The organism is Streptomyces sp. NPDC045022, from assembly GCF_056432605.1.
On sequence record NZ_JBWKIR010000003.1, the window covers coordinates 266082 to 276432 of the forward strand.

10 protein-coding genes are annotated in these 10351 nt (G+C 72.1%); 5 read left to right on the forward strand and 5 right to left on the reverse strand.

The annotated features are described in order from the left end of the window. Positions 1 to 121 precede the first annotated feature (121 nt). Both AC07C1_RS07335 and AC07C1_RS07340 read right to left on the reverse strand, forming a co-directional pair. Positions 122 to 1126, reverse strand: coding sequence for a zinc-dependent alcohol dehydrogenase (locus AC07C1_RS07335; RefSeq protein WP_478937514.1), 1005 nt, complete (start codon positions 1124 to 1126; stop codon positions 122 to 124). Further along, on the reverse strand, positions 1123 to 2280 hold the full coding sequence (locus AC07C1_RS07340; protein ID WP_478937515.1) for a mandelate racemase/muconate lactonizing enzyme family protein: 1158 nt from the start codon (positions 2278 to 2280) through the stop codon (positions 1123 to 1125). The genes AC07C1_RS07335 and AC07C1_RS07340 overlap by 4 nt, the downstream gene beginning before the upstream one ends. Positions 2281 to 2481: 201 nt before the next feature. Here AC07C1_RS07340 and AC07C1_RS07345 point away from each other — a divergent pair, with 201 nt between their 5' ends. Beyond that, positions 2482 to 3516, forward strand: a complete 1035-nt coding sequence (locus AC07C1_RS07345; protein WP_478937516.1) for an SCO2400 family protein — start codon at positions 2482 to 2484, stop codon at positions 3514 to 3516. Positions 3517 to 3706: 190 nt separating this feature from the next. Next, the gene (locus AC07C1_RS07350; protein WP_478937517.1) at positions 3707 to 4867 is read left to right on the forward strand and encodes a serine hydrolase domain-containing protein; all 1161 of its coding nucleotides are present in this window, start codon (positions 3707 to 3709) and stop codon (positions 4865 to 4867) included. Positions 4868 to 4957: 90 nt separating this feature from the next. On the opposite strand, the gene AC07C1_RS07355 is transcribed toward AC07C1_RS07350, so the two are convergent. Beyond that, positions 4958 to 5377: an organic hydroperoxide resistance protein gene (locus tag AC07C1_RS07355; protein WP_478937518.1), complete on the reverse strand. Its 420-nt coding sequence runs from the start codon at positions 5375 to 5377 to the stop codon at positions 4958 to 4960. A gap of 98 nt (positions 5378 to 5475) precedes the next feature. Beyond that, complete coding sequence (locus AC07C1_RS07360; protein ID WP_478937519.1) at positions 5476 to 6498, reverse strand: NADP-dependent oxidoreductase; 1023 nt, start codon at positions 6496 to 6498, stop codon at positions 5476 to 5478. 98 nt (positions 6499 to 6596) lie between these two features. On the opposite strand from AC07C1_RS07360, the gene AC07C1_RS07365 reads away from it, so the two are divergent. Beyond that, the gene (locus tag AC07C1_RS07365; RefSeq protein WP_478937521.1) at positions 6597 to 7034 is read left to right on the forward strand and encodes a MarR family winged helix-turn-helix transcriptional regulator; all 438 of its coding nucleotides are present in this window, start codon (positions 6597 to 6599) and stop codon (positions 7032 to 7034) included. A gap of 22 nt (positions 7035 to 7056) precedes the next feature. Beyond that, complete coding sequence (locus tag AC07C1_RS07370; protein WP_478937522.1) at positions 7057 to 7860, forward strand: EI24 domain-containing protein; 804 nt, start codon at positions 7057 to 7059, stop codon at positions 7858 to 7860. A 56-nt stretch (positions 7861 to 7916) separates the two neighbouring features. Here the strand turns inward: AC07C1_RS07370 and AC07C1_RS07375 are convergent, their stop codons facing one another. Next, positions 7917 to 9227, reverse strand: a complete 1311-nt coding sequence (locus tag AC07C1_RS07375) for a pyroglutamyl-peptidase I (RefSeq protein ID WP_478937523.1) — start codon at positions 9225 to 9227, stop codon at positions 7917 to 7919. A gap of 637 nt (positions 9228 to 9864) precedes the next feature. Between AC07C1_RS07375 and AC07C1_RS07380 the strand changes: the two genes are divergently transcribed. Further along, positions 9865 to 10351: tetratricopeptide repeat protein (locus tag AC07C1_RS07380; protein ID WP_478937524.1), on the forward strand; the 487-nt coding region annotated here is incomplete at its 3' end.

The following is a 10351-nucleotide window of genomic DNA, read 5'->3' on the forward strand; positions in this document are numbered from 1 at the left end:
AGGTTCGCGGCTCGGGGCGCGGAAAGGCCTTGGTGGCACTGCCGAAAAGCCTTGGTGGTACGCCGGCCAGGGCGCCGTCAGGTCACGCCCCGACCGGCGTACGGCTGGGGGGAGACACCTCCTAGGGGCGGAGCAGCACCTTGCCCACCTTCGGGTCGCCGGCCCCGACCAGCTCGATGGCCTGCGAGAACTCGGTCAGCGGCAGCTCGTGCGAGACCAGCGGCAGCGGGTCCAGCAGCCCGGCGCCGAACACCCGCACGGTGTGCGCCCAGGCGTCCGGCGGCGCCCCGAAGACGGTGTGCACCTCCAGCTGCCGTACGACGAGGCCGGTCGGATCGAGCCCGTCCGCGCCCGGCGCCGGGATGCCGGTCAGGACCAGGCGTCCGCCGCGCCGGAGCAGCGAGGCGGCGGTGCGCGCGGCGGACGCGGACCCGGCGGTCTCGATCACCACGTCGAAGTCGTCGGGGAGTTCCCCGTCCCTGAGCCGGAAGTCGGTGGCCCCGAACCGCCGGGACAGCGCCTCACGGTCGTTCCGCGTGCCCACCACCAGCAGCTCCACCGGCGAAACGGCCTTCAGGAACTGCACGGCGAACATCCCGAGCGTGCCCGTGCCGACCACCGCGACCCGCTCGCCCGGCCGTGCTCCCGTCTTGAGCGCGGCGGCCGCGATGCAGGCGGCCGGCTCCAGCAGCGCGGCGGCGGTGAGGTCGGCGTCGTCCGCCAGGACGTGCAGCAGCCGCGCGGGCAGGGTGAGCGTGCCGGCCATGGCGCCCGGCTGGGTGAAGCCGGTCTCCTCGTAGCCGTCCGTGCACAGCGTGGTCTCGCCCGCGTGACAGCGGTCGCAGACCTGGCAGTTGCGGAAGCCCTCGCCGACGACCTTGCGCCCGACGAGCGAGGCGGGCACCCCGGCCCCCACCGCCGTGACCGTCCCCGACCACTCGTGGCCGGGAGTGAGCGGGTAACGGACGTACCCCTTCGGCCGGTTGCCCTGGTACACCTCGCGGTCGCTGCCGCAGATGCCGGCCGCGTGCACGGCCACCAGGGCCTCACCGGGACCGGGGTCGCGAGGCGTGTGGGCCTCGACCCGGTGCACGCCCGGCGCCTCGATCAGCACCTGGGAACTCACTTGGTGCCCTTCGGCCTGCGCTGCTCCCAGCCGTCGGCCCACAGGTCGAACCGGGCCTGCTGCTGCGGGAACTCGGCCGCCGCGTCGACGTCCAGCTCGACCCCGAGACCCGGCGCGTCGGACAGGTGGAAGTACCCGTCGACGACCTGCGGTGCCCCCCTGACGACCTTCTTGATCTCCGCGTCCGCGAAGTCGTTGAAGTGCTCGAGGATCTTGAAGTTCGGGGAGGTGAAGCCGACCTGGAGAGAGGCGGCGGTCAGCACCGACCCGCCCACGTTGTGCGGCGCGACGAGCATGTAGTGGGTCTCGGCGGTCGCGGCCAGCTTCCGCGTCTCCCAGATGCCGCCGATGTGGCCGACGTCGGGCTGGATGATGTCCACGGACTGGTTCTCGAACAGCTCGCGGAACTCGATGCGGTCGTGGATGCGCTCACCGGTGGCGACCGGGATGTCGACCTTGGCCGCGACCTTCTCCAGCGCCTTGAGGTTCTCCGGCGGCACGGGCTCCTCCAGCCAGGCGGGCTTGAAGGGGGCCAGCTCACGCGCGAGCCGTACCGCGGTGGCGGGGGAGAAGCGGCCGTGCATCTCCAGCATCAGCTCGGCGTCCGGGCCGATCGCATCGCGCACGGCCTCGATGAGCGAGACGGCGTACAGCGTCTGCGCGTGGTCGAGTTCGAAGTGACCGGTGCCGAACGGGTCGATCTTCAGCGCCCGGTACCCGCGCTCGACGACCCCCTGGGCCGCCTTGTGGTAGGCCTCCGGGGTCCGCTCGGTCGTGTACCACCCGTTGGCGTAGGCCTTCACCTTGTCGGTGACCTTGCCGCCGAGCAACTGCCAGACCGGCACCCCCAGGGCCTTGCCCTTGATGTCCCAGCACGCCATCTCGACGACCGCGATGCCGGACATCACGATCTCACCGGCGCGGCCGTAGTCGCCGTACTTCATGCGCCGTACGAGATCCTCGGCGGCGAACGGGTCCGATCCGAGGATGTGATTGGCCTCGGCCTCCCGCAGATAGCCGATCAGCGCGTCGGTGTGACCGAGCATCCGGGTCTCGCCGACTCCGGTGATCCCCTCGTCGGTGTGCACCTGGACGTAGGTCAGGTTGCGCCACGGCGTGCCGACCACGTGTGTGCTGATTCCGGTGATGCGCACGGCAGTTGCCCCTCAGCTGTTCGAGATTTCGTCACACGTTCGAAATGCTGGCGTGACAGTAAGGACGGGGTGGCGGGAGTGTCAATGGGTCGAACGGGTAACGGTTTCGGCACGGCTTTCGAGAATTCTTTCGCTCTCCTACCAAACCTTCACAGGCGTGGCTAGGAACGTGACCCGCGTGGACCTTAGTCTTCCCGCGTCATGGACTACTGCCACCCGTGCCAACGGCACCTCAACGGCGCTCTGGCCTGCCCGGGGTGCGGCGCACCGGCCGAGCGGCTCGACGTGTCCACACAGGCGCCGGTCGCACACGCGTACGCGGGTACGGGTGAGACGTACGGCGGCCAGGTTCCGGCGCAGGCGTACGGCGGCCAGGTCCCCGCCGGTGGGTACGGCGAGCAGGTCGTCCCCGAGGGGTACGGCGGGCACATCCCTTCCCAGGGGTACGGCGGGCAGGACCCTTCCGCGGGCTTCGACGAGCGCGTCCCCGCGCAGCGGTACGGCGGTGACGCGCCTGCCGAGGGCCACGGCGTCACCCGGGACCACGACGTCACCGCTGCGTACGAGTCGGACGGACCGGACGAGCGGGAAGAGCCGGACGGGCCGGAGGAGGAGCGCGAGCAACGGGGTGAGGCCGGGGCCGGTGGCCGGGCCGCCCGGCGCAGGGGGCGCGGCACCGCCACCGCGAGCCCCGCCGAGACCGACTCCAGCCGGCGGGACCGCAAGGCCGCCGCGCACCGGCGCCGCCGTCGCCGTACCGTGCTGGTCGCCGCGGGCTTCGTCCTGGCCGCGGGGGGACTCAGCCTCGCCGAACTGGGCACGGACGCGCCCTTCTCGCCGTTCTCCGGTGACACGCCGGCCACGGGCGGGGACACCTCGGCCGACGGCGGCGCCTCCTCCGCGGCGCCGGACCGCACGGCCGACCCGCTCGACGGCACCGCCGCCGTCTCCCCGGGTACGTCGGCCTCCCCGGACGCCTCCGGCTCCGCGTCCGCCTCCGCGTCCGCCTCCGCGTCCGCCAAGGACAAGGACTCCGTCTCCCCGTCCGCCACCGACACCGCCACGGCGCAGCGGTCGGCCACGGCGCGCGCCGGTGCGTCGACCACCGCCCCCGCCGCCTCGTCGGCCACGACCGGGCCCGCCGCCACCCCCACCGCGGCTCCGACGACCGCCGACCCGACCCCGGAACCGTCGCCCACCAGGACCTGCGACCGCTTCCTGTGGTGGTGCACCTGAGTCGCGCCCGAGGCGTGCCCCGCACCACCCCTTCCCTGCGCCATCCGGGGTACCGGTCACACCCTCCGGCTCGGTGGGCGGTTGAGTCGAACAGGTAGGTCTCGCCGTATCGGTCTCGGGAACGCCCGGAGCGCGAGCGGACGTTGTCGGGAGAGGGTGCAGCGAGCAGCGGCTCGGTCGAGGAGAGCGGATGACGCAGCAGAACACCGTCCACGGGACGGTCGCCGACGGCTTCGAGGCGGTGCGCGAGGAGTTCGCCGCCTTCGTCGCCGGGGAACGGGACGACTACGAGGGTCAGTTGTGCGCCTACGTGCGCGGACGCCGCGTCGTGGACCTGTGGGCGGGCGAGGGCGTGGCGGGCGAGTCGCTCTACGGCGTGTACTCGGCCACGAAGGGCGCGGCCCACCTGGTCGCGGCGCTGCTCGTGCAGGACGGCACGCTGGAGCTGGACCGAAAAGTCACCTACTACTGGCCGGAGTTCGCCGCCGAGGGCAAGGGCGCGCTGACCCTGCGGGACCTGCTGGCGCACCGCGCGGGGCTCATCGGCACCGACACCGGCTTCACCCGCGCGGAGCTGGCCGACGACCGGGCGATCGCCGAACGCCTCGCCGACCAGCGGCCGTTCTGGCGGCCGGGCACGGCCTTCGGCTTCCACGCCCTGGTCATCGGCGCGCTGACCGGCGAGGTCGTCCGGCGGGCCACGGGCCGGACCATCCAGGAGCTGTACGAGGAGCGGATCCGCACGCCCTACGGTCTCGACTTCCACCTGGGCCTGCCGGCCGGCCGGGAACCCCGGTTCCGTACCGTCCAGCCGATGCTCCCGACCGCCGAGCAGCAGGCCCTCCTCGACGCGCTGCCGACGGGGCCGCACACCCTCGCCGCGATCGCCTCCAACCGGCACGGCGCGGAGCCGACCGACCTGGAGGGGCTGGCGAACGAGCGGCTGATCCGCGCCAAGGGCCCGGCGTCGGTGGGCGGGGTGGCCTCGGCGCGCGGTCTCGCGGGGATGTACGCGGCGGCCGTCAGCGAGGTCGACGGCAAGGCCCCGCTGCTCAAGGAGGACACGGTCGCGGAGTTCGGGCAGATCCACTCCGCGGGGTACGACCTGGTGGCCCGCGCCCACAAGTCCTTCGGCCTCGGCTTCCAGGCGACCGCCGACACCTGGCACCCCTTCCTCGGCGCCGGCACGATCGGCCACAGCGGCGCGAACGGCGTCCAGTCCTTCGCCGACCCCCGCAGCGGCCTGGCCTACGGCTACACCCGCCGCCGTTTCGCCTTCCCGGGGGGAGCGGCACCGGAGAACAGCCGACTGGCGGCCGCCGTACACCGGGCGGCGCTGGCGAGCACCTGACGCCCGCTCGCCACTTCGGGGCCGGGGCGGACGTACAGCAGCCGCACCCCACGTCCAAGGATGCGGCTGCCGTCTACGCAACGACCGACGTCAGGCCAGCGTCACGGTGATGTTCCCCCGCGTCGCCTTCGAGTACGGGCACACCTGGTGAGCCTTTTCGATCAGAGCTCGCGCGGTGGCCTCGTCGGCGCCCGGAATGTCCGCCGTGATCTCCACGATGAGGCCGAAACCGTCCTCGTTCTTGCCGATGCCGACCTTCGCGGTGACGGTCGAGCCGGAGACGTCGGCGCCCTCCTGGCGGGCGACCACGGCGAGCGCGCCCTGGAAGCAGGCGCTGTACCCGGCGGCGAACAGCTGCTCCGGGTTGGTGCCGGCGCCGCTGCCCCCCATCTCCTTGGGCGGGTTCACGACGACGTCGAGCTTGCCGTCGTCGGTGGCGACGCGGCCGTCCCGGCCGTTCTCGGCGGTGGCGACAGCCGTGTACAGGACGTCGGACTGCTGAATGGGCATGCGGTTGTCTTCCTCCTCGGTCCGCCGTGACTCGCGCCCACGATCGACGGCGGATTTTGGAAAGAAACTACCGCATGCCGGAAAGTCCAGGCCAGGGGTCAGAGCTTGACGATCATCTTGCCGGTGTTGTCGCCGCGCAGGACCCCGAGGAACGCCTCCAGGTTGTTCTCGATGCCCTCGACGACCGTCTCGCGGTACTTCAGCGCGCCCGAGGCGACCCAGGGGCCGACCTCCTGGACGAACTGCGGCTGCAGGTCGTAGTGGTCGCCGACCAGGAAGCCCTCGATGCGGCCGCGGGTCTGGATGAGCCGGGCGAGGTTCCGCGGGCCGGGGGCGGGCTCGGTGTTGTTGTAGACGGAGATCATGCCGCAGACAGCGATCCGGCCGCCCTCGTTCAGTGCTCCGATGGCGGCCTCCAGGTGCTCGCCGCCGACGTTGTCGAAGTACACGTCGATGCCGTCGGGGGCGGCCTCGCGCAGCCGCTCGCCCACCGGGCCGTTCTTGTAGTTGAACGCGGCGTCGAAGCCGTACTCCTCGACGAGCAGCTTGACCTTCTCGTCGGAGCCGGCCGAGCCGATGACCCGTGAGGCGCCCTTGAGCTTGGCGATCTGCCCGACCTGGCTGCCGACGGCACCGGCCGCGCCGGAGACGAAGACGACGTCGCCCTCCTTGAAGGAGGCGGTGCGCAGCAGGCCGGCGTAGGCGGTCAGGCCGGTCATGCCGAGGACGCCCAGGTACGTCGACAGCGGCGCGGCATCGGAGTCGACCCGCACGGCGTTCTTCGCGTCCACGGCCGCGTACTCGCGCCAGCCGAAGAAGTGCAGGACGTGGTCGCCGACCGCGATGCCCTCGGCGTTGGAGGCGACGACCTCGCCGACCGCGCCGCCCTGCATGACCTTGCCCAGCTCGAAGGGGGCGACGTACGACTTGGCGGCGCTCATCCGGCCGCGCATGTACGGGTCGACGGAGAGGTACTTGTTCCGCACCAGCACCTGGCCCTCACCGGGGGTCGGGACCGGCACCTCGACCAGGGCGAAGTCCTCGGGCTTCGGCCAGCCGACCGGGCGGCTGAGCAGGTGCCACTCGCGGCTTACGGCGGGGAGTGCGGGGGACTCGGACATGAGGGGGCCTTCCTTGGGTGACTCAGATGCTTCAGTACCTGAAACAACCCTGCACCTGAATATTTCAGCATGTCAAGTAACCGGGTATCCTGGTGGGCATGTCCACCCCACCGAAGCCCCACCGCGTCGACGCCCTCACCATGGAGGTCGTCGAGCTGATCGGTGACGTCGTGGCCCGCTTCTACGCGGACTACGAGGAGGCGGCGGGCGAGCACAGGCTGACCGGCCCGCAGGCCCGGCTCCTCAGCCTGCTGGCGCTGGAACCCCTGCCCATGCGCAAGCTCGCCCAGAAGCTCAAGTGCGAGCCCTCGAACGTCACCGGGATAGTGGACCGCCTGGAGTCCCGCGGCCTGGTGGAGCGGCGCCCCGACCCGACCGACCGCCGGGTGAAGGTGGCCGCCGCCACCGAGGACGGCCTGCGGGTCGCCCGGGACCTGCGCGAAGGCCTGCGCTTCGCCCGCGAACCCCTCGCCGGCCTCTCCGCGGACGAACGGCGCTCCCTGCGCGACCTGCTGCGCCGCATGCTCGACGCGTGAGGCCTTGGGTAAAGTTTCCGCCATGCGCGATCTCGGGGTGGGGTTCGGTTATCTGCTGAAGGGCCAGCGCTGGGTGGCCCGGCACGGCCGTAGTTACGGCCTCGGCCTGCTGCCCGGCCTGATCACGCTGGTCCTCTACGTGGCGGCGCTGGTCGCGCTCGCCGTGTGGGGCGAGGACGCGGTCGCCTGGGCGACCCCGTTCGCGGACCACTGGTCCAGTCCCTGGCAGGGCCTGTTCCGCGGCTTCCTGACGGCCGTCCTGTTCGCCCTCGGGCTGCTGCTGGCGGTGCTCACCTTCACCGCCGTCACCCTGCTGGTCGGCCAGCCGTTCTACGAGAACCTGTCGGAGCAGGTCGACGCCGACGTCTCACCCGACGGCACCGCCCCGCGGTCCGGCCTCCCGCTCTGGCGCGAGCTGTGGATCTCGGCCCGCGACAGCCTGCGCGTCCTGGTCCGGGCCGTGCTGTGGGGTGTGCTGCTCTTCGCCCTCGGCTTCCTGCCGTTCGTCGGCCAGACCGTCGTACCCGTGCTCGGCTTCTTCGTCACGGGCTTCTTCCTCACCGAGGAACTGACCGCCGTGGCCCTGCAGCGCCGGGGCGTGGAACTGCGCACCCGGCTCACCCTGCTCCGCTCCCGCAAGACCCTGGTCTGGGGTTTCGGCACACCCCTGGGCCTGGCCTTCCTGGTGCCGTTCGTCGCGGTGTTCCTGATGCCGGGCGCGGTCGCCGGCGCCACGCTCCTCGCCCGTGACCTGCTGGACGAGGAGAGCACCGGCGACGACTCCGCTCGCGACGGGGAGCCCGAGACGGAGGACGTCACCCCGTGACCCGGGCCGGAAGGCTCTCGGCACGGTGATCGGCCCGGTCCTGACCGCTCTCGGTGTCAGTCGCGCGCTCGCTCCGTCGCACCGAGCGCGACCGTCACGATCGACCGCACCTGGTCGATGATGTCCAGCCGGTTGTGCACGAACTCCGGGTCGGTGACCGTGCCGGTCGCCGGGTCGGTGTTGCCGGAGCCGAACTGGAGAACGGGCGTGTGCACATGTCCGCCCGGCAGGCTGTCGTGCAGGCCGAGGCGGTCCCGCAGCAGCGTGGCCCGGTAGGCGATCTCGTTGGACAGGTAGTCGCCGCCGCCCCCGGCACGCGCCGTCGAGCCGGGGCTCGGGCCGTCCGGCCGTACGACGGGGCCGGTGCCGCCCACCGGGATCTCGGTCACCTCCGTGTGGTCGCGGACGGGGAAGCGTCCCGTGTCCGCGGCCGTGATGGCGGAGTACGGCAGGGTCGTCGTCGTCCACTGGGGCTGCGAGGCCGGATCGGCGACCGGGACGGTCTCCGTCCGTGAGACGTTGTCGTTGTCCGGGAAGCCACCCCGCCAGGCGCCGTTGGTGCGCTCGATGTCGAACCGGCCGACGCGGCCCTGGCTCACGGTCGTGAACAGATCCACCTTCGGCAGATACGGCCGCAGCGTCCGCTCCACGGCCCCTTCCACCGCCCCTTCCCCTGAGCCGAACGCCTGGGAGGTGCCCCCGGTGAAGTCGTGCCAGCGCACCGGGAACATGGCGGTCTCGATGCGCGCCGGGCCCTGGGCCGTCTCGATCACCGTGCCGTCGAGCGCGAGCGCGGTGGCCCCGGACGGGTTGGAGATGCGGATGTCCCGGTCGAGGGTGAAGGGGTCGAAGCCGGTGAGCAGGACCCGCCGCACCCGCCCCTTGTCCGGGTAGCGGAGGTCGGTCCGGCCGCGCGAGGTCTGCTCCAACTGGTCCAGCAGCGAGGACCTCTGCCGGTCGCTGATGCCGAACTCCGGCTCCCAGCTCCGTACTTCCCGCGTCAGCGCCAGCCGAGCCCAGTACAGCGGACGGTCGTCGTCCCGGCTCAGGTCACCGCCCGGCGCACCCCGCCCCTGCGCCCGGTCCACGGCCCGCCGCCACAGCGCGGATCCCTCCCGTACGACGACGCGCCGGGCCCGCGCATAGGAGGGCGCCCGCTCCAGCTCGCGGCTGAACCGCGGTGCCACGTCGTCGAATCCGGAGCGGCGGAGGATCTCCCGCGGTACGGCGTTGTCGAGCCGCTGCTCCTCGACGGTGGCGGAGGGGGGCGTCGCCGGCGCGGCGGCGGAGGCCGTGGCGGTGGGGGCGGACAGGCCGGCCAGCAGGGCCAGGCCGAGCACCCCGACGTGAATTCGGGTGGATGACAAGGGAGTTCGGGTCCTTCCGTCGCTGTGGGCGCGTGCCGCGGTGGACGGCGGCAGTATCGCGTGACGGAAGTGACCGGCGCCATGGTGCCCCCGGTCCCCGGCGCGAAAGAGCCACGCGGCCGGGGCATGGCGGCCATGCGGGACATTCGCTTGTCGCATGTCCGGGCCGGTCCTGGCGTCAAGGGCATGCGGATCACCCTCGGGAACCCGCCGGCGCGCCGCAGCCACTGAGCCCGTACTACTCGCAGGTCGCCCGCGTCGAACACACCGACGGCAGATCGAAGTCGTGGCGGCGGTGCCGGCCGGCAGGTGATACCGCCGTGCCCGGTCGGCTTTTGTGAAGGGTTCGTACGAGATCGCAGCCGGAGGCTCGATCGCCGACCGCGGGCCGACCGCGCCGATTAACGTCTGATCCGGGACAAGCCCCCCAAGAGCAGCCCCGGTCCGGGACCTGACCCCTGGACCGGGGCTCGTGGCGTCCGGGGACGCGCGGCGCGGACCCGGACCGCGCCCGTCCGCCAGACAGGCGAAAGCACCATTCGGTTGGGTGCCACCGGCCCCTGACCGGTTGCGGCCGTCCACGTTTGGCTGATTGCTGAGGGTGTCGTCATGAACGGCGCAACTCCCGGGAGACCCCATGAGCTATCAGCAGGACCTGATAATTTGCCGCGAACTGGGCGAACGTCATGGCGAGAGCCGGGCGCTGAACAGCCTCGGCATCGCCCTCCAGCAGGTGCAGCGGTTCGACGAGGCCATCGCGGCCCACCAGCAGGACCTCGTCGCGTGCCGCGAGCTGGTGGAGCGCCATGGCGAAGGCCAGGCCCTGAACAACCTCGGCACGGCCCTGCAGCAGGTGCAGCGGTTCGACGAGGCGATCGACGCCCACCAGCAGGCCGCCACCTGTTTCACCGAGCTGGGTGACCATCACCGCGAGGGGCAGGCCCTGAACAACCTGGGTACGGCCCTGCAGCAGGTGCGGCGGTTCGATGAGGCGATCGACGCCCACCAGCAGGCCGCCGCCCGGTTCGCCGAGCTGGGTGACCATCACCGCGAGGGGCAGGCCCTGAACAACCTGGGTACGGCCCTGCAGCAGGTGCGGCGGTTCGATGAGGCGATCGACGCCC

Coding starts and splice junctions, on each gene's coding strand:
- AC07C1_RS07350 (WP_478937517.1), top strand. CDS start 3,707: ATGACGCAGCAGAACACCGTCCACGGGACGGTCGCCGACGGCTTCGAG.
- AC07C1_RS07360 (WP_478937519.1), bottom strand. CDS start 6,498: ATGTCCGAGTCCCCCGCACTCCCCGCCGTAAGCCGCGAGTGGCACCTG.
- AC07C1_RS07365 (WP_478937521.1), top strand. CDS start 6,597: ATGTCCACCCCACCGAAGCCCCACCGCGTCGACGCCCTCACCATGGAG.
- AC07C1_RS07355 (WP_478937518.1), bottom strand. CDS start 5,377: ATGCCCATTCAGCAGTCCGACGTCCTGTACACGGCTGTCGCCACCGCC.
- AC07C1_RS07345 (WP_478937516.1), top strand. CDS start 2,482: ATGGACTACTGCCACCCGTGCCAACGGCACCTCAACGGCGCTCTGGCC.
- AC07C1_RS07370 (WP_478937522.1), top strand. CDS start 7,057: ATGCGCGATCTCGGGGTGGGGTTCGGTTATCTGCTGAAGGGCCAGCGC.